Below are 23,965 nucleotides of genomic sequence, written 5' to 3' on the forward strand. Positions count from 1 at the left end.
GGTGCTCGTACTCGATGCTGCCATCCCATCACGAGTGGGACCGGGGTGTTAACCGGACAGGTCGGTCAACGGCACCCCGGGGTCGGCCAGCCGGTCGGGATCGACAGGGGCGGACGAGGACACCAATTGCTTGATCTGATCGGTGGCGTCCCAGATGTTGACGTTCATCCCCGCGAGGACGTTGTTGTCCGCGTCGAGCCAGAACGCGAGGAACTCGCGTCCGGGAAGGTTGCCGCGCACCACGACCCGCTCGTAGCCGTCGGACGGGGCGTACCCCGTGTACTCCATGCCCAGATCGAACTGGTCGGTGAAGAAGTACGGCAGCCGCGCGTACTCGGCGTCGTGCCCGAGCATGGTGGCGGCGGCGACCGCCGGTTGGTTGAGTGCGTTCGCCCAGTGCTCGACCCGGATCCTGGTCCCGAGTTGCGGATGCAGTTGTGCGGCGATGTCGCCGACCGCGACGACGTCGGGGTCGCTGGTCTGCAATCCGGCGTCGACGAGAACCCCGCCGTCGACGTCGAGCCCGGCCCGTTCCGCGATCTCGATGTTGGGCGCCGCGCCGACGGCGACGAGGACCGCGTCGGCGGGCAGGACCGTCCCGTCGCCGAGTCGCACGCCGGTGGCCTTGCCGTCTTCGACGACGATCTCCTCGACCGTGGCGCCGAGATGTAGCTGAACGCCGTGTTCGCGGTGCAGTTCCGCGAAGACCGTGCCCATCTCGCGCCCGAGCGAACCGAGGAGCGGAAGCTCGGCGGCCTCCACCACCGTCACATCGGCGCCCTTCTCCCGGGCGGAGGCCCCCACCTCGAGACCGATCCAGCCTGCGCCGATCACCACGAGGCGCTTACCGCCCGCGACCGCGTCGATCAGCCGGTCCGATTCGTCGACGGTGCGGAGGTAGTGGACGCCCGCGGCGTCGGAACCGGGGATGGGTGGGCGGCGTGAGCGGGAACCGGTGGCGAGCGCGAGCTTGTCGTACCCCAGCGTGGAACCGTCCGGCAGCGTCACGGTGTGGGCGGCGAGGTCGAGGGCGGTGGCGGTGGTGCCGAGCCGCAGGTCCACGTGATGGTCGCGGTACCAGTCGCCGTGATGAACGGTGAAGTCGCCGAGAGTCTTCTTGCCCGCGAAGTGTTCCTTCGAGAGCGGAGGTCGCTCGTAGGGAAGATGCTCCTCCTCCGACAGAAGGATGATCGATCCGTCGAAATCCTTGTCACGCAATGCTTCTGCTGTCTTGGCTCCGGCGAGGCCGCCGCCGACGACGACGAACGTGCGGGTGGAGGACATGTGAGGATGCTCCCTTCCGGTCGACCACTCCGACCCTACTGCCGTGGCCGGGGTCTCCGGGAAGGATTCCCGGCAGGGAGGTGTTGACTGAACGGGATCGTGTACATCACTCGACAAGGAGCGAAGAAGTGACTGCTGGGACGAAGCCTGGGACTGCCAAGGACACCGCTGACTTCTGGTTCGACCCGTTGTGCCCGTGGTGCTGGATCACCTCGCGATGGATTCTCGAGGCCACGCAGGTGCGGGACCTGGAGGCGAACTTCCACGTGATGAGCCTGGCCGTCCTCAACGAGGGCCGGGATCTGCCGGAGGAGTATCGCGAACTCATGTCCAAGGCGTGGGGTCCGGTGCGGGTGCTGATCGCGGCCGCGCAGAAGCACGGCGACGAGATCCTGCTGCCGCTGTACACGGCGATGGGCACGCGCATCCACAACGAGGGCAACAAGGACCTGGGCGACGTGATCGTCAAGTCGCTCGCGGAGGTCGGACTGCCGGCCGAACTGGCCGAGGCCGCTGAATCCGACGAGTACGACGCCGCTCTGCGCGAGAGTCATGCCGCAGGCATGGATGCCGTCGGACCGGATGTCGGAACCCCGACGATCCACGTCAACGGTGTCGCGTTCTTCGGCCCCGTCCTGTCGCGGATTCCGCGGGGCGAGGACGCCGGGAAGGTGTGGGACGGTGCCGTCGCGCTGGCCGGTTACCCGCACTTCTTCGAGCTCAAGCGCACTCGGACCGAGGATCCCCAGTTCGACTGAGACCGGGACTGGTCACCGGGCGACGGGCCCGGCCGGGTCGGCCGCGTACTGCAGTTGCTGCGGATCGCGGTAGATCTGGCCGGGCTTCACGAACAGGTGACCGTGCCGGGTTCGGTTGCGCAGGGCCGCGGCGCGCCACGTGAGCACCGGATGTCCCGACAGCAGGTTCACGAACCACGGGAAGAAACCCCGTTCGGTGGTGGCCCGGTCGGCGAGTTCGTCGAATCCGACGATGCTCACGAGATACTTGCCGGCGCCCAGGACACCCATCGCGCCGCGCGCGCCCTGCGGCCGGACGCCGTAGCCGTGGTTGTCGGCGGTGTATTCCATCGACCGGAACAGCGCCGACCCGACGACCGGAATGTAGTTGGCGGCGAACTGCCCCAGTTGCCGCCAGTAGGAGGCGTGACCGGCCGCGATGTGACCGACCTCGTGGCCGATGATGAAGGCGAGAGCGTCGGGCTCGCGGGCCTGGCCGCCGATCTCGAACAGGTCGCTGTACACGACGACGAAGCGGCGAAATCCGTGTCCGGACGCGAATGCGTTGATCCGCCCGTTCCCGAGCACGACGTAGGCGTCGGGCGGTTCGGTCATGCCGAACCGTGCGGCCGCCTCGGCCACCAGCCGATACCCGTCGGGGAACTGGGTAGGCGTCATCTTGATCCCGTTCACCTGCTGCGAGCCGTAGAGCTGACCGCGACCGATCGCGATCAGGATCGGCGCGACCAGCACGATGAGCACCCACGTGGACAGGACGCCGAGGAGTAGCGCCGCGATCGCCGCCACGTAGGCGACGACGGTGAGAACGATCGCGACCACGAGCAGCGGGATCTCCCACGAGTGCCGGGCGGGCCGATCGTGCGGCATGAGGCCCGGCAACGGGACCGGAGGATTCCACCCCGTTCCGCCGCCCCATTGCTGTTGCGCGGGAGTCGGCCGATGTCCCGGATACGCCTGTCCCCAGTTCTGTCCGTTGTCGGGATACATGCCGATCACGATAAGCGTCGCGGGCCCCTGACACGATTCGCGACGACGCCTGACAGAATCACCAGTCATGCGCGTATACCTGGGTGCCGACCATGCCGGATTCGAACGTAAGAACGAGATCATCGAACACCTGAAGGCCGCGGGCCACGAGACCGTCGACTGCGGCGCTCACGTCTACGACGCCCTCGACGACTACCCCGCCTTCTGCATCGAGACGGCGCGACGCGTCGTCGCGGACGAGGGCAGCCTCGGCATCGTCCTGGGTGGCAGCGGCAACGGCGAGCAGATCGCAGCGAACAAGGTGAAGGGTGCGCGATGTGCGCTGGCGTGGAGCGTCGAGACCGCGCAGCTCGCCCGCCAGCACAACAACGCACAGCTGATCGGGCTCGGCGGACGCATGCACTCCCTCGAGGAGTCCCTCGCCATCGTCGACGCCTTCCTCGCCGCCGAGTGGTCGAACGAGGAGCGCCACCAGCGCCGCATCGACATCCTGTCCGAGTTCGAGAAGACCGGCGTCGCCCCGGCACTGCCCGAGGCCTGATCGTCCTTGCCCGAAGGTCACACCCTGCACCGGCTGGCCCGGCTACACCAACGCCGGTTCGCCGGTTCGCCGGTGCGGGTGCTGAGCCCGCAGGGCAGATTCTCCGAGGACGCGGCCCTCGTCGACGGCCGCATCCTTGTCAGGTCCGAGGCCTGGGGTAAGCACCTGTGGCACCACTACGAGTCGGGGCTCGTGGTGCACGTCCATCTCGGACTGTACGGAGCGTTCACGGAATCGGAGGTTCCGATGGAACCCCCGGTCGGGCAGGTCCGGATGCGGATGGTCGGCGCCGAATTCGGCACCGACCTCCGCGGTCCGACGGCCTGCGAGGTTCTTCATCCGCCGCAGGTCGCGGCCATCGAGGCGCGCCTCGGACCGGACCCGTTGCGGAAGGATGCCGACCCCGACAAGGCGTGGAAACGCATCTCGGCGTCGAAGACCCCGATCGGGGCACTGCTGATGGATCAGGCCGTCATTGCGGGCATCGGCAACGTGTACCGGGCGGAGGTCCTGTTCCGGCACGGGATCCACCCCGAGCGGCCCGGCCGGGCGGTGTCGCGAGACGAGTGGGACGCGATGTGGGCCGACCTCGTCGCGCTGATGAAGGTCGGGGTGCGGCGCGGAAAGATGCACGTCGTCCGACCCGAGGACGATCACGGCGATCCGTCGTACGCCAAGGACCGTCCCCGGACCTACGTCTACCGGCGGGCCGGATCACCGTGCCGGGTCTGCGGCACCCCGATCGCTCATTCGGTCATGAAGGGCCGCAACCTCTTCTGGTGCCCGAGCTGCCAGCCCTCCTGACCACCGGTCTAGAAGTCGAAGCCGCCGCCGAAGTCGAATCCGCCGCCGTCACCGCCGCCGAAGTCGAAGCCGCCACCGTCACCGCCGGCGTCCCCGCCCATGTCGCTGCCGGCATCCCCACCGGAGTCGCCGCCGTCTCCGCCGTCGCCGCCGGTGTCTCCACCCGCATCGCCGGTGTCCTGTGACGCGTCGCCCGCTCCGCTCTCGAATGCCTGCGCGTCGTACCCCACTCCGGCCATCCCGGAGAACATCGCCGAGAACAGGAACATCGAGCCCAGGCCCCACGCGCCGGCCACGAGAGCGGGCTTCCACCACGGTTCCGAGTACCAGCCGGCCGGAACCGGACGTCCCGCGACGCGGCCGCCCGGGTAGTAGTTCGGCGTCTTCGACGACGGGCTCGGCGACGCCGCGACCTGCCGCCCCTCGAATTCGACCTCACGGTCCTCGGTGACCGCGCCCGCGGACTTCTGGCCGTCGATCGACGGAATCTCCGGGCCGGGGTCCATGCCCATCGCCGTCCGGGCGGCGCGGATGTAATAGAGACCCTCCAGTGCCGTCTGCTTGGCGAGGCGCGCCTGGACGGGGGTGGTCGCCTGATCGATCTGGGAGCCTGCCGCGGTGTAGCGCTCGGATGCATCGGCGAGTGCCTGTTGAGAGGCGGTGTCGGACCCGGTGAGGCTGTACACCTGCCCGCCGAGTCGTTCGATGGCCTGCCGCGCGTCCGCCTTCGCGTCCTCGAGCTGATTCGCGGTCTGTCCGGCGCGGTTGCTGCGGCTCTTCACCACCAGGAAGGCGACCGCCGCCACGATCACGAGAATGAGTAGCAGTTCCACGGTGGCCTCCAGTGACTGTGACAGCCACGAGTAGGGGACAAATCGGACATCTCCCAGAGTACTGATCGAAATCGGGGTTACGCGCTCGGCGAACGGGGGAGTGGCGCATCGGGAGCGGCGCGGAGAAGTCTCCCACGACTGTGATGCATGTCATAGTGCATGGGGTGTTCGTGGCCGTCCGGGCGCAACGAAAAAGGAGCGTTCCCTGGGGTGGGAACGCTCCTGTGTGGAGGGGATGACGGGAATCGAACCCGCGTAATCAGTTTGGAAGACTGAGGCTCTACCATTGAGCTACATCCCCGTGCATACGACTACCTGGGATCGCCATGCATGTCGTCTGCGATGTCAGACTGTACCCAACCTCGCTTTGGATTTCATAATCGGGGGGCCGTAGGATTCTTCCTCGGGTCCTCGCGAGGTTGGCGAGAGCCGGCTTCGACCGGGGTGTAGCGCAGCTTGGTAGCGCATCCGCTTTGGGAGCGGAGGGTCGCAGGTTCAAATCCTGTCACCCCGACCAGAACCACAGGGCAGGTAACTGCCGCACAGTAAAAGAGCACGACCACACGAAGGAGCCAGTCCGTGAAGAGCACCGTCGAGCAGCTCAGCCCGACGCGAGTCCGTATCAACGTTGAGGTGCCCTTCGAGGAGCTCAAGCCTGATTTCGACAAGGCCTACAAGGCCCTCGCGCAACAGATCCGTCTCCCCGGCTTCCGTCCGGGCAAGGCACCGGCCAAGTTGCTCGAAGCTCGTGTCGGTCGTGGCGCCGTCCTGGAGCAGGTCGTCAACGACGCACTCCCGTCCCGCTACTCCGAGGCCGTCACCAGCGCCGCGGTGAAGGCGATCGGCCAGCCGGAGATCGAGATCACGAAGATCGAGGACGGCGAGCTCCTCGAGTTCACCGCCGAGGTCGACGTCCGTCCCGAGATCACGCTGCCCGAGTACAGCGAGCTCAGCGTCACCGTCGATCCGATCGAGATCACCGACGAGGCCGTCGAGGAGCAGCTCCTGTCGCTGCGTCAGCGGTTCGGCACCCTCACTGGTGTCGAGCGCGCGGTCGAGGACGGGGACTTCATCTCCATCGACCTGTCCGCCTCCGTCGACGGTGAGGCAGTTCCCGAGGCCACCGCCAGCGGTCTGTCGCACGAGGTCGGTTCTGGCCAGCTCATCGAGGGCCTCGACGAGGCCGTCGTCGGCGTCAAGGCCGGCGAGTCCAAGGAGTTCACCTCGACGCTCGTCGCCGGTGACCACGCGGGCAAGGAAGCTGTCGTCACCGTCACCGTCGGCACCGTCAAGGAGCGCGAGCTGCCTGCAGAGGACGACGAGTTCGCCCAGTTGGCCAGCGAGTTCGACACCCTGGACGAGCTGAAGGCCGACCTGCGTGAGCGCGTCGGACGCGTTCGCAAGGTCGAGCAGGCCGGTCAGATCCGCGACAAGGTCCTCGAGACTCTGCTCGAGACCGTCGAGGTCCCGCTGCCCGAGGCCGTCGTCAAGGCCGAGGTCGACGCTGCGCTGCACGACGCCGTGCACGGTCTCGATCACGACGAGGAAGCGCTGAACAAGCTCCTCGAAGAGCAGGGCACGAGCCGCGAAGAGTTCGACAAGGACGCCAAGGAGAGCGCCGAGCGCTCGGTGAAGACCCAGCTGCTGCTGGACGCCATCGCCGACGCCTCCGACGTCACCGTCGGCCAGGACGAGCTCACCGAGCGGATCCTGTTCCAGGCGCAGCGCTACGGCATGGCGCCCGAGCAGTTCATCCAGCAGATCCAGCAGGCCGGTCAGCTCGGCGCCGTCTTCGCGGACGTCCGTCGCGGCAAGGCTCTGGCCGGCGTCGTCGAGCAGGCCACCGTCACCGACACGGCGGGTGTCGCCGTCGACACCGCCGAGTTGTTCGGCAACGGTGAGGCCGAGACCGAGGAGGCTGCGTCGACCGACGAGGCCGCAACGGATTCCGCCGAGGGCGAAGACCAGAAGTAAGGCTGGTCGCGGGGTGTTTTCCTCGCGTTCGGCTGTGAGATGTTTTCCGCTTTGAGCGAAGTAGGGCGGCACCGGGACTCCGGTGCCGCCCTCCTTCGTTAGTGTCTGTGTCAGCAATCAACGATTTACGGAGAAGGCAGGTACCGTGACTTCCAATCACCTGGAGACTTTGCAGAGTCCCGCCATGACTTCAGCCACCGCTGGGTTGAACCTCAGCGACTCGGTGTACGAGCGCCTGCTGCGCGAGCGCATCATCTTCCTCGGTACCCAGGTCGACGACGACATCGCGAACAAGCTGTGCGCTCAGATCCTGCTGCTGTCGGCAGAGGATCCCAACCGGGACATCTCCCTCTACATCAACTCGCCCGGCGGTTCGGTCAGCGCCGGCATGGCCATCTTCGACACGATGCAGTTCGCCGAGTGCGATGTCGCGACGTTCGGTATGGGCCTGGCCGCGTCGATGGGCCAGTTCCTGCTCTCCGCCGGGACCAAGGGAAAGCGTTACGCCCTCCCGCACGCGCGGATCATGATGCACCAGCCGTCCGCCGGCATCGGTGGTACCGCCAGTGACATCGCGATCATGGCCGAGCAGTTCGCGCACACCAAGCGTGAGATGGCCGAGCTGATCGCCGAGCACACCGGTCAGACGGTCGAGCAGATCACGGCCGATTCGGATCGCGACCGCTGGTTCACCGCGAAGCAGGCACTCGAATACGGTTTCGTCGACCACGTCGTCTCCCGCGCGGCGCAGGCGGGCGGGACCGGGCTGTAGTAGCCCGGCTTCCTCACTGAACGCTCCCTCACATCCTTTGGAGAACTGATGACCAACCTGTTCGATCCCCGCAGCCTGGGAGGCCAGGCGCCCGCAGGCCCCCAGTCGCGCTACATCCTGCCGTCGTTCATCGAGCATTCGAGCTATGGAGTCAAGGAGTCCAACCCGTACAACAAGCTGTTCGAGGAGCGCATCATCTTCCTCGGTGTGCAGGTGGACGACGCGTCGGCCAACGACGTGATGGCTCAGCTGCTCGTTCTCGAGTCGCTCGACCCCGATCGCGACATCACCATGTACATCAACTCGCCGGGTGGCTCGTTCACCTCGCTGATGGCGATCTACGACACCATGCAGTATGTGCGCGCCGACATCACGACGGTGTGCCTCGGCCAGGCGGCCTCGGCTGCCGCGGTGCTGCTGGCGGCAGGTAGCCCCGGCAAGCGTCTCGCCCTGCCGAACGCTCGTGTCCTCATCCACCAGCCCGCCACCGGCGGCATCCAGGGTCAGGTCTCCGACCTCGAGATCCAGGCTGCCGAGATCGAGCGGATGCGACGCCTGATGGAAACCACCCTCGCGAAGCACACCGGCAAGCCCGCCGACGTGATCCGCAAGGACACCGATCGCGACAAGATCCTCACGGCCGCCGAGGCCAAGGAATACGGAATCATCGACGACGTGCTCGAGTACCGCAAACTCAGCGCCCAGAAGTGATTTCCTGCCGCCCCGGCTCGGGCGACACGCCGTGACGGCGTAGGTGCCACGAGCCGGGTGCGGGATCGGCAAGGCTGGCGTTCCCGGAAGATCGGTGGGCGAATCACCGACAACCAGTCGACCTCGCTCGCGATCTGCGGGTACGGTCACATAACGGGCTTTCGTTTTCGGTCGGTGCGCGCACGGCGTGGGATCGGTTCGATGGTTGCACGTAGACGAAGGAAGTAGGGACCTGACGAGATGGCACGCATCGGTGACGGCGGGGATCTGCTCAAGTGCTCTTTCTGCGGTAAGAGCCAGAAGCAGGTCAAAAAGCTCATTGCTGGGCCTGGGGTGTACATCTGCGACGAGTGCATCGACCTGTGCAACGAGATCATCGAAGAGGAGCTGGCCGAGTCCAGCGAGGTGAAGCTCGACGAGCTGCCGAAGCCGGCCGAGATCCGGGATTTCCTCGAGAACTACGTGATCGGCCAGGACGCCGCCAAGCGGACTCTCGCCGTTGCGGTCTACAACCACTACAAGCGCATCCAGGCCGGCGACAAGAGCCGTGACGCGCGCGGCGAGACCGTCGAGTTGGCGAAGTCGAACATTCTCATGCTCGGGCCCACGGGCTGCGGCAAGACGTATCTGGCTCAGACGCTTGCGAAGATGCTCAATGTCCCCTTCGCGATCGCCGATGCGACGGCGCTCACCGAGGCCGGCTACGTGGGTGAGGATGTCGAGAACATCCTCCTCAAACTGATCCAGGCAGCGGACTACGACGTCAAGCGCGCCGAGACCGGCATCATCTACATCGACGAGGTCGACAAGATCGCCCGCAAGAGCGAGAACCCCTCGATCACGCGCGACGTGTCCGGCGAGGGTGTGCAGCAGGCGTTGCTGAAGATCCTCGAGGGCACGCAGGCCAGCGTGCCGCCGCAGGGTGGTCGCAAGCACCCGCACCAGGAGTTCATCCAGATCGACACCACGAACGTGCTGTTCATCGTGGCGGGCGCGTTCGCCGGTCTCGAGCGGATCGTGTCCGATCGTGTGGGCAAGCGCGGCATCGGTTTCGGTGCCGAGGTGCGGTCCAAGGCGGAGATCGACACGCAGGACCACTTCGCGGAGGTCATGCCGGAAGACCTGATCAAGTTCGGGCTCATTCCCGAATTCATCGGTCGTCTGCCCGTCGTGGCGTCGGTGACCAACCTCGACAAGGAATCGCTCGTCCAGATCTTGTCCGAGCCGAAGAACGCACTGGTCAAGCAGTACAACCGGTTGTTCGACATGGACGGCGTGGAGTTGGAGTTCACCACGGACGCGCTCGAGGCCATCGCCGACCAGGCGATCCTCCGGGGCACGGGTGCTCGCGGACTCCGCGCGATCATGGAGGAAGTCCTCCTGCCGGTCATGTACGACATCCCGAGTCGCGACGACGTCGAGAAAGTCGTGGTCAGCGCAGAGACGGTCAACGACAACGTGCTCCCGACCATCGTTCCGCGGAAGCCGGAGCGGGGAGAACGCCGAGACAAGTCCGCCTAGTCGGGGGCGCGCTGTATCCTGGGTGCGAACTAACTCACTAGTTCGTACAAATGGAGGTAATGCGCGCGATGACCGCTCCCGGACCGATCTTTGTTCTCAACGGCCCCAACCTGAATCTGCTGGGTCAACGGCAGCCCGAGGTGTACGGGCGGGAAACGCTCGACGACGTCGTCGAGTTGTGCCGCACCGCCGCCGCGAAGGCGGGACGTGAGATCGTTGCGAAGCAGTCCAACCACGAGGGCGACCTGATCGACTGGGTGCACGAGGCCCGGACCACGGCGTCGGGCGTCGTGATCAACCCCGGCGGTTTCACGCACACCTCGGTGGCGCTGCGCGACGCCCTCGTGACGCTGGAGGTGCCCCTCGTCGAGGTGCACATCAGCAACGTGCACGCCCGTGAGGAATTCCGGCACCACTCCTACGTGTCCGGAGTTGCAACCGGAGTGGTCGCCGGACTCGGCATCTTCGGATACTCCCTGGCCGTCGACTTCATCTGCACCAAGGGCTGACCGCACCATGGGACGACAGGTTCGTACGAGCGTCGCCACGGTGTCGTTGAGCGGTTCGCTGGAGGAGAAGGTCACCGCGATCGCGGCGGCAGGCTTCGACGGTTTCGAGGTGTTCGAACCCGACTTCGTGAGCTCGCCGTGGTCACCACGTGAGCTGGCAACCCGCGCAGCGGATCTCGGGCTCACCCTCGATCTGTATCAGCCGTTCCGCGATCTGGATTCGGTGGACGACACGACGTTCGCGCGCAACCTGATCCGGGCCGAGCGCAAGTTCGACATCATGGACCAGCTCGGATGCGACACCCTGCTGGTCTGTTCCTCTCCGCTGCCGGAGGCGGTGCGGGACGACGCCCGGCTCACCGAGCAACTCCACGCTCTCGCCGAGCGCGCGCAGGGCCGGGGACTGCGCATCGCCTATGAGGCTCTGGCGTGGGGCACCCACGTCAACACGTACGGCCATGCGTGGAAGATCGTGCAGGACGCGGACCATCCGGCCCTCGGCACCTGTCTCGACAGCTTCCACATCCTCTCCCGCGGCGACGACCCGTCCGGAATCCGGGACATCCCGGGGGAGAAGATCTTCTTCCTCCAGCTCGCCGACGCGCCCCGGATGTCGATGGACATCCTGCAGTGGAGCCGGCATCACCGGAACTTCCCGGGGCAGGGAAACTTCGACCTCGCGACGTTCGGCGCCCACGTCCAGGCGGCCGGGTACACCGGACCGTGGTCGCTCGAGATCTTCAACGACACGTTCCGGCAGTCCTCCACGGGCCGCACGGCCGCGGACGCGCACCGATCGCTGCTGTACCTCCAGGAGGAGGTCGCGCGGGTCCAGGCCGAGCACGGTGACGACACCGGTCGCGGGCTGGCGTTGTTCGAGCCGCCGCCGCGCGCACCCCTCGAGGGCATCGTGTCGCTGCGGCTCGCCGCCGGTCCCGGTAAGGATTCCGACCTTCGACAGGCGCTGCAGCACATCGGATTCCGTCTGGTGGGCCGGCACCGCAGCCACGACCTCCAGTTGTGGCGCCACGGCCGGATGACCATCGTCGTCGACGCCACCGCCGGCACGGTGTGGACCGCTCCGGGTCTGCCGGCGCACCTGCCGGTGCTCACCCAGATCGGTATCCGGTCGAGCGATCCCGACGCGTGGGGTGAGCGCGCCGCGGCGCTCGAGGTCCCGGTGCACGAGGTGCTGTTGCCCGGTGTGGACACGGCTCCCGAATCCGACGTGGTGCGTCTCAAGATCACCGATGCGACGTCGCTGGATCTGCGCGGTCCGGGTAGTGCGGCGTCGTGGCAGTCGGCGTTCGAGCTGTATCCGACGGAGTCGCGGTGGCAGGACGAGGTCCCCGTGTTCACCGGGGTCGATCACGTGGCGCTCGCCGTCCCGTCCGACAACTGGGACGGCATCATGCTCCTGCTCCGCTCGGTGTTCGCGATGGCCCCGCACGAGGGCCTCGACGTCACCGACGCGGTCGGGATGATGCGCAGTCAGGCGCTGACGATGGATCAGACGGGCGCCGACGGCGTCGACCGTCCGCTTCGCATCTCCCTCAACATGGTGCCGGGGGCGGTGTCGGGGAACTCGCACATCGCCGCGGCGCGGCGGGGTGGCATCAGCCACGTCGCGTTCTCGTGCACCGACATCTTCACCGCGGCGGCGACCATGCAGTCGAACGGGTTCGAGCCCCTCGTGATCTCGCCGAACTACTACGACGACCTCGAGGCCCGCTTCGGTCTGTCCCGCGAACTCCTGGACCGGATGAGCGGTCCCGGGATCATGTACGACGCCGATGCCCACGGGGAGTTCTTCCACCTGTTCACCAAGACGGTGGGCGCCGACCTGTTCTTCGAGGTGGTGCAGCGCGTCGGCGGTTACGAGGGGTATGGGGACGCGAACTCCGCGATGCGCCTGGCCGCCCAGCTGCGGGCGGCCGGCTGAGCCGTCGGCACGAGACTCGACGGCGCCCGCGGTCCACGACCGCGGGCGCCGTGACTTCGGCCACTCTCTGGAGTGTGACAGCTGTCGTCGATGTGTGCTCACGGGGTGCATGTGACGGATGTGGTCGCGAAAACCGGTTCGGGAGGACGATTCGCGTCGAGTGTGTCAATGCGGCGCGCTGATTCCAGTCGAACACGTACTAACCTGTGTCGAAACCGTGATCGTTTCGTTATCGATCACGACTTCGACAGAGGAATGTGGTTTTGGCTCTACACCCGAACACCGTCCCGCAGACCCGGCGCGCCCGGCGCCTCCGTTCGACGAAGACCTCCCGCAGGCGGGTGGTGGCGACCTCGCTGGCGGCCGCTGCTCTGCTCGCGTCCGGGGGCATCGCGTCCGCGGCCACCGGTGAGGTTGCGCAGGCGTCGACCGAGACGGGCGTGTCGCTCTCGACGCCGCCCCAGTTCCTGCAGGTCGCACGCACGGAGATCCCCGACTACGCCGAGCAGATCCAGCGCGCCGCCGAGCGTGAGGTCCAGCGGGTCGCGTTCGAGAAGGCCGAGGCCGAGCGGTTGGCCCGCGAGGCGGCCGAACAGGCCGCTCGTCAGGCCGCGGCCGAGGAAGCGGCGCGTCGACCGGCGGTGCTGTTCCCGACCGACGGCACCTTCACGTCGGGCTTCGGTGCCCGCTGGGGCACCAGCCACAACGGCATCGACATCGCCAATTCCATCGGCACCCCGATCAGGGCCGTCACCAACGGCACCGTGATCGAAACCGGTCCGGCCTCGGGATTCGGGCTGTGGGTCCGCCTGCAGCAGGACGACGGCACCATCGGCGTGTTCGGTCACATCGACCAATCGCTGGTCTCGGTGGGGCAGCAGGTCCGGGCGGGCGACCAGATCGCGACCATGGGCAACCGAGGTCAGTCGACGGGGCCGCACCTGCACTACGAGGTGTGGACGGCCGACGGAACCAAGATCGATCCGGCGGGCTGGCTCCGCTCGCGCGGCGTGCCGGTCGCGCAGGGATAGACAGCCGGGCAGTGGCCGTCAGGGCTGGTTGTACGGGGTGACCACCCGGATCGGCGAGGCCGCGGTCACGACCTCGCCGAGTGCGCCCCGGGCCTGCAGGAGCATGCGGCACGCCAGGTGGGCGTCGGCCCGCAGGTCGTGGTGCAGCACGGCGGAGAGCGTGCCCGACCGCAGCAGTCGCGTGTTGTCCTCGTCGAGGTCGTGGGCGATGAATACGCGGCAGACGCGGCCGGTGCGCTCGAACGCGCGGGCCGTGGCCACGTTTCCGCCGCCGATCGAGTAGACGGCGGCGATGTCCGGGTACTGGTCGAGCGCCTGCAGCACGAGGTTCTCGATGGTCGCGTCGAGTCCGTCGCTCTCGGCGATGTCGATCACCGGGCGGTCGGTTCCGAAGGTCCGCAGCGCGGAGCGGAATCCCATCTCCCGCTCCTCCTCGCCCCGGAAGGCGTTGCTGCTGAGGGTGATCAGCACGGCGGACGGGGTGTCGCCGAGCCATTGGTCGACGAGGTACGCGGCCGTTGCGCCCGCGGCCCTGTTGTCGATGCCGACGTAACCGGCCCGCGAGCTGCCCGGGACGTCGGTGGCGTAGGTGACCACCGGTATCCCTGCCGCGGTGAGCCTGTCGATGGCCTCGACGACCTCGACGGAGTCGGGGGCCTTCACGATCACGCCCTGCGTGCCGCGGGCGGCGATCCGGTCGAGCGTCTCGACCATCGCGGGTATGGATCCGGTTTCCCGGAAATGGAACCGTGAGCGCACGACGGCAGGGGCGAGTGCCGGCAGTTCCGCCTCGACGGCCGCGCGAAACGCGGTGGAGAAGCGTTCGGGCGTCTGCATGACGACGTCGACGAGGAACTTCCGTCCGCTCAGTTTCAACTGCGTGCGTTGTCTGTCGAGGTCGAGAATCGCCTGGTGTACTTCGGCTTTCGTCGACTCGCGGACGCCGGGCCGTTCATGGAGTACCCGGTCGACGGTCGCCTCGCTGAGTCCCGACTGCTGGGCGATCTCGCGAACCTTGTAGCGGTGCTTCACGGCCGACTCCTGAGGTGAAAATGATGGGGTTCTGGTGTTGTCTACGGCTCAGATCACAGTAAGACTATCTCCATGACCATCACGACTCCTCCGCCGACCGGCCGGCGTGAGTGGATCCGCGACTCGGACTGCGACCTCGACGCCTTCCGTGCGTCCGTCGACCGCTCGACGGATCTCGCCGACTACCCCTTCGCTCATTCCGTCGAACGGAACGTCCTGCTCTACCGCAGTGACGCGCTGAATCCCCACCTCGCCGAGGAGCATTCACGCCGCAACGTGCAGACCGAACTGGTGCGCGCGCTCACCGACGGTCCCGGAATCGTGGTGTTCCAGAACGCCTTCGGTGATCCCGCCGTCCTGGACCGGGCCACGGAACAGTTCGACCTCCTCATCGCGGAGCAGCGCGCGTCCGGCGGTGTGGCGGGCGACCACTTCGGCAAGCCGGGCGCGAACGACCGCATCTGGAACGCCGCCCAGAAGCTGGCGCTGAGCGCTCCCGACGTGTTCGCCGACTACTACGCGAACGACATCCTCGCGCTGATCTGCCAGAGTTGGCTGGGACCGCTGTACCAGGTGACCTCGCAGGTCAACGTCGTGAACCCCGGCGGTACCGCGCAGGTGCCGCATCGCGACTACCACCTCGGCATCGTCCCCCCGCACGAGCTGACCGCGTACCCGGCGCATCTGCACCGGATGTCGGCCGCGCTGACGCTGCAGGGTGCGGTGGCGCATTGCCATATGCCCGTCGAGAGCGGACCCACCCTGTACCTGCCCTACTCGCATCAGTTCGAACCGGGCTACGTGGCGTTCTCCCGCCCGGAGTTCGTCGAGTACTTCCGGGAGAGCCACGTGCAGTTGCCACTGCAGAAGGGTGACGCAGTGTTCTTCAACCCGGCGCTCTTCCACGGGGCGGGCCACAATCGCTCGGCCGCGATCCGGCGGATGGCCAATCTGCTGCAGATCTCGTCGCCGTTCGGCAGGGCGATGGAAGTGCTCGACCGGGAGGCCATGGCGAACGCCGTGTACCCGACCCTGCAGGCACGCCGGGAGGCGGGTGCGAGCGAGCGTACTCTCCGCAACGTCGTCGTCGCGACGGCGGAGTGCTATCCGTTCCCCACTAACCTCGACCACGATCAGCCCGTGCACAGTCTGGCGCCGGCCACTCAGGTCGACACGGTGTGGGAAGCGCTGCGGGAGAACGCAGATCCGGCCGTGCTCGCGGAGCGTCTGGCCGCGCAGACCACCCGGCGGCGGCCGTGAGCAGGGTTGCCGAGGCGGCCGCACTGTCACTACAACAGCACCGTCCGGTGCGATGGGATGAAAGACGACGATGACGATTCGACTTGCAGGTGCGCCCATTTCGTGGGGAGTGTGTGAGGTGGAGGGCTGGGGCCACCAGCTCGAGCCCGACCGGGTACTCACCGAGATGCGCGACGCCGGTCTCGCTGCCACCGAACTCGGCCCCGACGGGTTTCTTCCGGCGGACCCGCACGAGCTGACGGAGACCCTCGCCCGCTACGACCTGACGGCCGTCGGTGGATTCGTCCCGGTGCTGCTCCACGATCCGAATCACGACGCGGTCGCCGCCGTCGGCGGGGCGCTGGACGCCCTCGTCGCGTCGAAGTCGGAGGTGATGGTGCTGGCAGCGGTGACGGGATCCGTCGGCTACGACTCGCGGCCGGAGCTCGACGATGCGGGGTGGAAGACGTTGCTGCGCAACCTCGACCGTCTGTCGTCGGCCGCCGCCGACCGGGGTCTGCGAGCGGTGATCCACCCCCACGTGGGGACGATGATCGAGAACCGCGCCGAGGTGGACCGGATTCTCGACGGCTCGTCGATTCCGCTGTGCCTGGACACCGGGCACCTGCTGATCGGTGGCACCGACCCGCTCGACCTCGTCACCTCGGCCCCCGAGCGCATCGCCCATGCGCACCTGAAGGACGTGGATGCGGCGCTGCTCGACCGGGTCCGGGCCGGTGAGCTCACCTACACCGCCGCTGTCGCGCAGGGGATGTACACGCCGCTCGGAACCGGCGACGTCGACATCGCCGGGGTCGTCGAGCGGTTGCACAATCAGGGTTACGACGGCTGGTACGTCCTCGAACAGGACACCATCCTCGAATCCGAGCCCGAGGACGAAGGTCCGGTGCGCGACGTCATCCGCAGCGTCGAGTATCTGAAGAGCATCGCGAGCTGAGGACGTTGCCTCCGCGTTGAAAATGAGGCGTTGCCTCCGCGGTGAATCGGGGGCCGGCCGGGGACGCCGCTACGACCGGGCCGGGCCGGTGGTGCCGCGCACCACCAGATGGGGCTCGATCACGAAATCCTGGGGGTCGAGGTCGTCGTCCTCGAGCCGGGCGATGGCGAACTGCACGGCGTGCCGCGCCAATCCGGCCGTGTCCTGTCGCACGGTGGTGAGGTCGATCCGCGACAACTGGGCCAGGTGGCTGTCGTCGTAGCCGACGATCGAGATGTCGCCCGGCACGTCGACGTGGGCGCGGGTGAACACGTCCATGAGGCCGATGGCACTGCGGTCGTTGCCCGCGAGCACGGCGGTCGGGAGGCGGTCCTCGGCCAGCAGCGTGTTCGCGGCGGCGACACCTGCCTCCTCGTTGTGCTGACCGGGAAGGACGCGGATGTTGTCGGAGAGGCCGTGCTTGCGCATCGCTGCGAGGTACGCGCGACGCCGCTCGGGTGATCCCGGGTCGGCACCACCGTCGACGTGCACGATCTCGCGATGTCCGAGTTCGACCAGGTGGTCCACGGACTGCCGGATACCCTTGGCGTCCGCGGTCCGCACGGTGTCGACCGCGGTGTGGGGGAGTGCGCGGCCGACGACGGTGACGATCGCACGGTCTGCGAGCGTGCGCAGATAGTCCGCGTCGGACAGCGGGCCGAGCAGGATCAGGCCCTCACACCGGTGGCTGAGGAGCGCGTCGATGGCCTTGTGCTCGTCCCGGGTGGGCGCGCTGGCGGAGAGCAGCACCTCGTAGCCGGCGGCCTCGGCCTCCGCGTAGATGGTTCCGATCAGGTCGGCCTGGAACGTCTGATGGACGTCGATGAGCACGCCGAGGGTGCGGCTGCGGCCGCGGGCGAGCATGCGTGCGGCCCGGTCGAGTCGATAGCCGAGCTCGTCCGCGGCCTGGAGAACACGGTCCCGGGTCTCGTCCGACGCTCCCGGTTTGTTGCTGAAGATCAGTGACACGAGGGTGCGCGACACCCCGGCACGGGAGGCGACATCGGCCATCGTGGGGCGCCGGTGCAGGCCGGCCGGTAGCCGTTCGGAGCCCTCGTGCGCGGCGGCTCGCTCGTCGAGCATGTCGATCTCCCTCGGTTGCATCGTCAGGGAACGCTCTCACGTGTCGCGAACTCGCCCTTGACACCCTCTGTGATTCACATCATAGTAGACAACTGAAGCGCGTTAGTGAAGCGCTTCAGTCCAGGAGAGAACGCCTCTTCGGCTGCATCGAGCCGATCGCATCCGGGCGATATCGACACACGTGAACCGATCCTTCCGTGTCGCGATGCGTGAGCATTCCCAGAAAGGCCACACCTGATGTTGACAACCAACTCGGCTGCCAGTGCGAGCGGAAGCAGCGGCACTGCGCGTAACGAGCGCGGTCACAAACGTTTCCTGACCAAGCTCACCGTCATCTCCACGCTCGGAGGCCTGCTGTTCGGCTACGACACCGGTGTGATCTCCGGTGCGCTGCTCTACATGAAGGACGAGCTGAACCTCAGCGCGGTCGGTGAAGCCACCGTCGTGAGCTCGCTGCTCTTCCCCGGCGCCGCCGTCGGCGCGCTGCTCGGAGGCCGGTTGTCCGACGCGCTCGGCCGCAAACGCACTCTGCTCGTCTGCGCGGGCCTGTTCCTCGTCGGCGCTCTCGCCTGTGCGACCGCACCCAACGTCGAGGTCATGGTGCTGGCGAGGGTCGTCCTCGGTCTCGGCGTGGGCGCCGCCGCCGTCACCTGCCCGCTCTACCTGGCCGAGATGGCCCCCGTGGAGCGTCGCGGTCGGATGGTGACCATCAACGAACTGATGATCGTCACCGGTCAGATGCTCGCCTTCTCGATCAATGCTCTGCTCGATCACCTCATCGAGGACCCCACGGTGTGGCGGTACATGCTGGCCATCGCCTCGGTCCCCGCAGTTCTCCTGCTGCTCGGCATGCTCGCGCTCCCGGATTCGCCGCGCTGGTACGCGTCTAAGGGCCGGCTCGCCGAAACCCGCAGTACCCTCGAATTGAGCCGCAGCGCGTCGGAGGCCGCGGACGAGTACGCCAGCATCAGCCTCCACGCCGCCCGCGACCGCAACTCGAAGGTCAGCGGCGCCGTCCACTACCTGCGCGACTATCCCTGGATGCGCCGGATCCTCTGGATCGGGTGTGGTCTGGCGATCGTGCAGCAGGCGACGGGCATCAACACGGTCAACTACTACGCCCCGACGATCCTGGAACAGAGCGGGTTGGGCGTCAGTGCTGCGCTGGTGGCCACCATTGCGGTCGGTGTCACGTCGGTGGTCATGACTATCCTCGGAATCATCCTGCTGGGCTTCGTGAATCGTCGCAAGATGCTGCTGACGGGCTTCATCGGCGTCGCATCCTCGCAGGCCGCGTTGTCCCTGGTGTTCCTGCTGCCGTCGTCCACGGGCCGCAGTTACATCATCCTGGCCGCGATGATGGTGTTCGTCGCCTTCGTACAGTGCTTCATCGGAACCTGCGTGTGGTTGCTCCTGTCGGAGATCTTCCCGATGGCCATCCGCGGGTTCGCCATGGGCATCGCCGTATTCGTGCTCTGGACGACCAATGCCCTCATCTCCTTCGTCTTCCCGATCCTGAACTCCATCCTCGGATCCACCGGAACGTTCGGCTTGTTCGTGCTCGTCAACCTGATGTCGGTGTTCTTCGTGTACCGCTTCGTCCCGGAAACCAAGGGCCGCAGCCTCGAAGAGCTGGAGGACCGCCTCGGCGCAGGCAGGCCCGGCGCCCCGGCTGCGGGAAGCGCCGCCGCCGTCGCCGCTCACTGATCCTCAGTTCTCACGCGCCGGTGCCGCCGCCTTCGGGTGGTGGCACCGGCGCGTTGGGGTGTTCTTCGTCCCCGCCGCCCACGCAGTTCATTCAGGTACTCCGCATCCTGCTGGTCGTCGGAACGCTCGGTGAGCAGGCGAAGGGCACTGGAGTGCTGCACCGTTCGGACGTGGTTGTGGGTGAGTTCGACTGCTGCCCCTTCGGGTTCGGTTCGGATGATTTCGCCGCGGGGTGTGGTCCATTCGAGGTTCCCCGCGCCGGTCTGACGGAGGGTCCAGGAGCCGTCGGTTTTCAGCCGGTGGTGACGGCGGCAGAGGCACGCGAGATTCGACTCGACCGTGAGACCACCGTTCGCGGGGTCGTCGTGGTCGAACGGGGTCGTGTGGTCGATGTCGCAGAGCCGCGCCGGAACCTGGCAGTGGGGGAAGCGGCAGTTGCCGTCGCGGGCCCTGATCCGGCGGCCGAGAGCCGTCCCTGGTGCGTAGCTGAGCTCGGGTGTGCCTGCGGCGTTCCGAATGTATGTCGCGGGTATTCCGTGAGTCTTCTGAACGCGGCTGATCCCGAGGACGTGCCCACCTGCGTCGTCCTCGGCGGCCAGTATTCGCGCGAAATCGGCTGGGGGCACCTCCCTGCACGAAGTGCTTGGGGGAACAGGGCGGTGAGAGCGTCGGCGCGCCGCTGGGGGAGAGTGCGCGGGTCGTCGGCACATACGTCGTGGATGGACATCTCCCGCAACCGCATCGCGAGGGTGTGGGCGTCGGCGGCGGGAAGGTGGCCGTCGAGGTAGGACATACCGTTCTCCGCGGGGCGAATCCATACGTCGCAATCGGCGACGGCGAGTCTGTTGCGGCTGTTGCGGCTCAGCGCCTGGTCTCGTACCTGGTCAGGACCACGCCGTCAGGGAACGTCCCGGTCTCCACCAGGGTCAGGTTCACCCAGTTGTCCAGGGCCGCGAAGAACGGCGTGCCGCCACCAACCAGGACCGGATGGGTGACGATCGCGTACTCGTCGATCAGCCCATTCCGCATGGCCACTGCGGCGAGTGTGGCGCCGCCGATATCCATGGGGCCGCCGTCCTCGGCCTTGAGCCGGGTGATCTCGGTGACCGCGTCGCCGGTGACCAGGCGGGTATTCCAGTCGACCGTGCTGGTCGTCGAGGAGAACACCACCTTCGGCATGTCCCGCCAGCGGCGGGCGAACTCGATCTCCGCCGGTGTGGCACCCGGCTGCTGGTCGGCGGTCGGCCAGTGGGAGCTCATCGTCTCCCACAGTTTGCGCCCGTACAGCGCCGTGCCTGTCGCCCTCACCCGGTCGGACCACCACTGGAACAGCTCGTCGCTCGGCACACTCCAGCCGAGGTCGTCGCCGGGCGCGGCGATGTAACCGTCCAGGCTCGCGTTCATGGCGAAGGTCAGTTTCCGCATGGTGTCAGCCTCCCGTGAGTCGGTACTCGGTGTACAGACCAGCACGGCGCGGAAAAATCATCGGTCAGGCCACACCGAGGGCCGGTTCACCACCACGCCAAGCGGATGTGCGTACGGAAGGGAACCACCAGCGGGACGGTCCGGCCCGACAGCGCGCCGACGGACAGGTGGTTCCGCAAGCGGATCCGCTTGCGGGACGAGCGCCTGACCCTTGCGATTGCGCGCTGGGCGCCGATCTCGTCCCGGTGCAGGTTGCGTTAACGGCAACGGCCTCACCCATGGGGTGAGGGTCCTGGTGGAACGGAACGAAATTGTCTGACGATAGACCTGGTGAGCGATATCCCTTGCGAACGCTGACCACGAAGGATTGCAACATGCTTGCCGCCAAGCGAAACAACGTAAGCGTGGCAGCCCTCGCCCTTTGTCTTCCGGCGCAACCTGGCGAACATATGCCCGGTCCGGCTCGACCCAGGCTGGATTCGGTCGATCTCGAAAGGACCTCGGACGGTGAGACCGTGACATTCAGTCTCGGGGGCGACGGGCCGATGGGCTGGTCCGTCCGCTTAGTCCAGACGCCGTTCCTTCGAGGAACGGACGGCGCCGTGCCGATTTCGGGTTCGTGCATTCTGCAGATCGATCTGACCTCCGTGGACTCCAATGAAGCCGGGGACGGCCCGGACTGCCGATGCGACTCACGCCCGACGGCGACGCATCGGCAGTGGTCGAGGTCCTCGTTTACTCGAGCAGCGGCACTGTGACGCAATCCTTCGTCGGAACCCGAAGCAGCACAACCGAGGTCACGGTCGACACAGCAATCGACAACCGCACGATCACGGTCGCAATCACTCACTGAAGAACAACACCCACGCGGCTGCCCGCTGAGCGATCCCTCACCGGGGCATAGCAGGCTGCGGTGGCGACGCGACATGAAAGAAGGACTCGCCCATGTAGTGGCGCGTTCTCTCCGCACCCGATCTCCAGCCGTGCCAACCACTTGATCGCATCGACGTGCCTGCGGCGATCCCGAACCGAAACTCGAGAAGGTATTGACGCCCGTGGCGAGTACGCTTGTCCGCCATTGCCGCACTGCACTACCTTTGCCGTTGTGGACCTCTTCTCACATTCTTGGACAGCGTTGCGCACGGCAGTCGCCGAACTCCCGGACGAGGACTTCACACAGCCTTCCGGCTGTACCGGCTGGCTCGTGCGGGACCTGGTGTGCCACCTGATCATCGACGCTCAGGACGTCCTGATCACCCTCGCGACCCCGACCGACTCGGAACCAACCCACGACGCGGTGACCTACTGGGACCTCGCCCAAACACCGCCGACCGGCGACGACCCACTCGACGCGTTGATCGTCCGGCTCGCCGCCGCGTACCAGGAGCCTCGGCTGCTCCAGTTCCATCTCGACGATGTCGGCTCCGCAGCCGGCCGCGCCGCCGAACTCGCCGACCCCGACCTGCGGGTCGGCACCCGCGACGAAGTCCTCGTCGCCGGCGACTACCTCACCGCGTACGTGCTGGAGTGGACACTGCACCACCTCGACCTCGTCGCACACCTCCCGGACGCCGCGCAACCGCCCGCGAAGGGACTCGCCCAGTCCCGCGACATGCTGGAGAAGATCGCCGGCACCGCATTTCCCACGTCGTTCTCCGACAAGGACGCGCTGCTGGTCGGCACCGGACGGCGTGCCCCGACCGACGCGGAGAAGGCAGAACTGGGCGAGCTCGCCGCGAAACTGCCGCTAGTCCTCGGATGATCGTCTACCACTGCACCGACTGCGTGACCGCTACTACGACACTCGCCTGAATGCGGCGTGCACCCCCGACCTCGAGGTCGGCCTGCCGCACCTGTAAGGGCATCCCCGCCGCGGGCGCCGAACACGACGGACGACCCGCGGCCCCGGCGGCTCCGACGCCGGGGACGCACCACCTGACCGCGACCCACCCGACTGTCCCTGCAATCACGTTGAACCAGAGAGATTTCTGGGTGGTCCTTGCCCAAGGCCAGGACCGGGACCCCGGCCGGGCGCGAGTTCGCCATCAAACCCGAGCCCACTTGAAGCCACTGACTCTCCGCATCGGTGGGCATGTACTCGATGACAACCACGAGCGAGGCGCGGCTAGACCACTGGAACCAGGTCGGTCTTCCGCGTTATCGAAATAGTCCGAGCGTCGCGATAGGGCACCGGGGCCGCACAGTCCCATGGCCAACGTCGCGGCACTGCTCGCGCTCATCTCCGTCGTGGTCCTGCTTTGACAGAGGGCCGGGTGCCAGCTCAGTCCGAGCTGGAGCGGCGTGAGTTCGGAGAAACTGGCGAATTCGAGATCCTCAATCCACCCAACATGCCGTGCCCTCGGCACCGCCGGCGAAGCTCCCGTTTGGGTGAACGTCTCGTTCAGTACCGGGAGTAGTGCTGTCCAGTCGCCTGTTCGCCAGCGCAGATGCACTTTCGGTCGAGGTTTCGGTCCGAGGTCACGGCGCAAAACCGAATACCGAGCGCATCGTGGGAATCCGGGCTGTGCGGACATGCCGTGCAGGACAGCGTCGATTCCAGTGCCCGTGCAGGGCTAGGTGACTCGGAAACCGCTAGAGAGTTCGACACATCGGTCGGGTTCGACGCCATGGCGGCGCTCCAGTTCTCGACCCTTTGACTTCGGGCCGGTTTGGCCGCCGAGGACGACATGGCTTGACCGCGCATATTCGAATGACCCTCGACATCCACGAGGCTACACTTCCCCGCCGCCCCTTTGGCTCCGCGGGTGAACAACCCTCACACAGCAGAAGTGTCAGCGCACGGACCGTATGGCGG

22 protein-coding genes, 2 tRNA genes and 1 pseudogene are annotated in these 23,965 nt (G+C 66.9%); 15 read left to right on the forward strand and 10 right to left on the reverse strand.

Translation table 11 applies throughout. The annotated features are described in order from the left end of the window. Nucleotides 1–48: 48 nt before the first annotated feature. Nucleotides 49–1,284: an NAD(P)/FAD-dependent oxidoreductase gene (locus RJ1_RS12630; RefSeq protein ID WP_073360340.1), complete on the reverse strand. Its 1,236-nt coding sequence runs from the start codon at nt 1,282–1,284 to the stop codon at nt 49–51. Nucleotides 1,285–1,412: 128 nt separating this feature from the next. Here RJ1_RS12630 and RJ1_RS12635 point away from each other — a divergent pair, with 128 nt between their 5' ends. After that, nucleotides 1,413–2,042: a DsbA family oxidoreductase gene (locus RJ1_RS12635; RefSeq protein ID WP_073360343.1), complete on the forward strand. Its 630-nt coding sequence runs from the start codon at nt 1,413–1,415 to the stop codon at nt 2,040–2,042. A 12-nt stretch (nt 2,043–2,054) separates the two neighbouring features. Here the strand turns inward: RJ1_RS12635 and RJ1_RS12640 are convergent, their stop codons facing one another. Continuing rightward, nucleotides 2,055–3,029 (reverse strand): M48 family metallopeptidase, encoded by a 975-nt coding sequence (locus tag RJ1_RS12640; protein ID WP_073360405.1) that lies wholly within the window; start codon nt 3,027–3,029, stop codon nt 2,055–2,057. A 67-nt stretch (nt 3,030–3,096) separates the two neighbouring features. Between RJ1_RS12640 and RJ1_RS12645 the strand changes: the two genes are divergently transcribed. Together RJ1_RS12645 and RJ1_RS12650 are read left to right on the forward strand one after the other, a co-directional pair. Further along, a complete protein-coding gene (locus RJ1_RS12645; RefSeq protein ID WP_005248193.1) occupies nt 3,097–3,570 on the forward strand; it encodes a ribose-5-phosphate isomerase in 474 nt (157 codons plus the stop codon). Nucleotides 3,571–3,576: 6 nt separating this feature from the next. After that, nucleotides 3,577–4,374, forward strand: a complete 798-nt coding sequence (locus RJ1_RS12650; RefSeq protein WP_073360345.1) for an Fpg/Nei family DNA glycosylase — start codon at nt 3,577–3,579, stop codon at nt 4,372–4,374. Nucleotides 4,375–4,382: 8 nt separating this feature from the next. Here the strand turns inward: RJ1_RS12650 and RJ1_RS12655 are convergent, their stop codons facing one another. Together RJ1_RS12655 and RJ1_RS12660 are read right to left on the reverse strand one after the other, a co-directional pair. After that, nucleotides 4,383–5,207: a hypothetical protein gene (locus RJ1_RS12655; RefSeq protein WP_073360347.1), complete on the reverse strand. Its 825-nt coding sequence runs from the start codon at nt 5,205–5,207 to the stop codon at nt 4,383–4,385. A 227-nt stretch (nt 5,208–5,434) separates the two neighbouring features. After that, nucleotides 5,435–5,508 (reverse strand) — tRNA-Gly (locus RJ1_RS12660). A gap of 139 nt (nt 5,509–5,647) precedes the next feature. Here RJ1_RS12660 and RJ1_RS12665 point away from each other — a divergent pair. The 8 genes from RJ1_RS12665 (at nt 5,648) to RJ1_RS12705 (ending at nt 13,667) form a co-directional block, all read left to right on the forward strand. Next, nucleotides 5,648–5,724 (forward strand) — tRNA-Pro (locus tag RJ1_RS12665). Between the two features lie 62 nt (nt 5,725–5,786). Then, nucleotides 5,787–7,181, forward strand: a complete 1,395-nt coding sequence (gene tig / locus RJ1_RS12670; protein ID WP_073360349.1) for a trigger factor — start codon at nt 5,787–5,789, stop codon at nt 7,179–7,181. Nucleotides 7,182–7,365: 184 nt separating this feature from the next. Continuing rightward, the gene (locus RJ1_RS12675) at nt 7,366–7,953 is read left to right on the forward strand and encodes an ATP-dependent Clp protease proteolytic subunit (protein WP_073360351.1); all 588 of its coding nucleotides are present in this window, start codon (nt 7,366–7,368) and stop codon (nt 7,951–7,953) included. A 48-nt stretch (nt 7,954–8,001) separates the two neighbouring features. After that, complete coding sequence (locus RJ1_RS12680) at nt 8,002–8,664, forward strand: ATP-dependent Clp protease proteolytic subunit (RefSeq protein ID WP_073360353.1); 663 nt, start codon at nt 8,002–8,004, stop codon at nt 8,662–8,664. Between the two features lie 240 nt (nt 8,665–8,904). Beyond that, a complete protein-coding gene (gene clpX, locus RJ1_RS12690; protein ID WP_073360355.1) occupies nt 8,905–10,185 on the forward strand; it encodes an ATP-dependent Clp protease ATP-binding subunit ClpX in 1,281 nt (426 codons plus the stop codon). Between the two features lie 68 nt (nt 10,186–10,253). Beyond that, nucleotides 10,254–10,694, forward strand: a complete 441-nt coding sequence (gene aroQ, locus RJ1_RS12695) for a type II 3-dehydroquinate dehydratase (RefSeq protein ID WP_073360406.1) — start codon at nt 10,254–10,256, stop codon at nt 10,692–10,694. Between the two features lie 7 nt (nt 10,695–10,701). Then, a complete protein-coding gene (locus RJ1_RS12700) occupies nt 10,702–12,636 on the forward strand; it encodes a bifunctional sugar phosphate isomerase/epimerase/4-hydroxyphenylpyruvate dioxygenase family protein (protein WP_073360357.1) in 1,935 nt (644 codons plus the stop codon). Nucleotides 12,637–12,899: 263 nt separating this feature from the next. Further along, nucleotides 12,900–13,667 carry a M23 family metallopeptidase gene (locus RJ1_RS12705; RefSeq protein ID WP_083400461.1) on the forward strand — a complete coding sequence of 256 codons (768 nt, stop codon included), beginning with the start codon at nt 12,900–12,902 and terminating at the stop codon, nt 13,665–13,667. An 18-nt stretch (nt 13,668–13,685) separates the two neighbouring features. Here RJ1_RS12705 and RJ1_RS12710 read toward each other — a convergent pair whose 3' ends face one another. Further along, entirely contained in the window at nt 13,686–14,699 is a 1,014-nt protein-coding gene (locus tag RJ1_RS12710; RefSeq protein WP_073360358.1) for a LacI family DNA-binding transcriptional regulator, read from the reverse strand. A gap of 72 nt (nt 14,700–14,771) precedes the next feature. Here RJ1_RS12710 and RJ1_RS12715 point away from each other — a divergent pair, with 72 nt between their 5' ends. Then, complete coding sequence (locus RJ1_RS12715; RefSeq protein WP_073360360.1) at nt 14,772–15,959, forward strand: phytanoyl-CoA dioxygenase family protein; 1,188 nt, start codon at nt 14,772–14,774, stop codon at nt 15,957–15,959. Between the two features lie 70 nt (nt 15,960–16,029). Then, the gene (locus RJ1_RS12720) at nt 16,030–16,896 is read left to right on the forward strand and encodes a sugar phosphate isomerase/epimerase family protein (RefSeq protein ID WP_073360362.1); all 867 of its coding nucleotides are present in this window, start codon (nt 16,030–16,032) and stop codon (nt 16,894–16,896) included. A gap of 69 nt (nt 16,897–16,965) precedes the next feature. Here RJ1_RS12720 and RJ1_RS12725 read toward each other — a convergent pair whose 3' ends face one another. Then, complete coding sequence (locus RJ1_RS12725; protein ID WP_083400460.1) at nt 16,966–18,018, reverse strand: LacI family DNA-binding transcriptional regulator; 1,053 nt, start codon at nt 18,016–18,018, stop codon at nt 16,966–16,968. A 237-nt stretch (nt 18,019–18,255) separates the two neighbouring features. Here RJ1_RS12725 and RJ1_RS12730 point away from each other — a divergent pair, with 237 nt between their 5' ends. Next, entirely contained in the window at nt 18,256–19,725 is a 1,470-nt protein-coding gene (locus RJ1_RS12730) for a sugar porter family MFS transporter (RefSeq protein ID WP_073360364.1), read from the forward strand. Here RJ1_RS12730 and RJ1_RS48800 read toward each other — a convergent pair. The 3 genes and pseudogenes from RJ1_RS48800 to RJ1_RS12740 all read right to left on the reverse strand — a co-directional run bounded on the left by RJ1_RS48800 (nt 19,719) and on the right by RJ1_RS12740 (nt 21,150). After that, nucleotides 19,719–20,351, reverse strand: a complete 633-nt coding sequence (locus RJ1_RS48800; protein ID WP_338049561.1) for an HNH endonuclease signature motif containing protein — start codon at nt 20,349–20,351, stop codon at nt 19,719–19,721. The two genes, RJ1_RS12730 and RJ1_RS48800, sit on opposite strands and share 7 nt — an antisense overlap. 47 nt (nt 20,352–20,398) lie before the next feature. Then, a pseudogene (locus RJ1_RS48805) lies at nt 20,399–20,518 on the reverse strand (hypothetical protein); the annotation flags it as partial. Between the two features lie 68 nt (nt 20,519–20,586). Further along, on the reverse strand, nt 20,587–21,150 hold the full coding sequence (locus RJ1_RS12740; RefSeq protein ID WP_073360368.1) for a dihydrofolate reductase family protein: 564 nt from the start codon (nt 21,148–21,150) through the stop codon (nt 20,587–20,589). Between the two features lie 1,105 nt (nt 21,151–22,255). Here RJ1_RS12740 and RJ1_RS12750 point away from each other — a divergent pair. Continuing rightward, nucleotides 22,256–22,912, forward strand: a complete 657-nt coding sequence (locus RJ1_RS12750) for a maleylpyruvate isomerase N-terminal domain-containing protein (protein ID WP_073360370.1) — start codon at nt 22,256–22,258, stop codon at nt 22,910–22,912. Nucleotides 22,913–23,551: 639 nt separating this feature from the next. Here the strand turns inward: RJ1_RS12750 and RJ1_RS47270 are convergent. Then, entirely contained in the window at nt 23,552–23,854 is a 303-nt protein-coding gene (locus tag RJ1_RS47270; protein WP_205415392.1) for an RGCVC family protein, read from the reverse strand. Between the last annotated feature and the right edge of the window lie 111 nt (nt 23,855–23,965).

It is taken from the genome of Rhodococcus jostii NBRC 16295 (genome assembly GCF_001894825.1).
Lineage (GTDB): Bacteria > Actinomycetota > Actinomycetes > Mycobacteriales > Mycobacteriaceae > Rhodococcus_F > Rhodococcus_F jostii.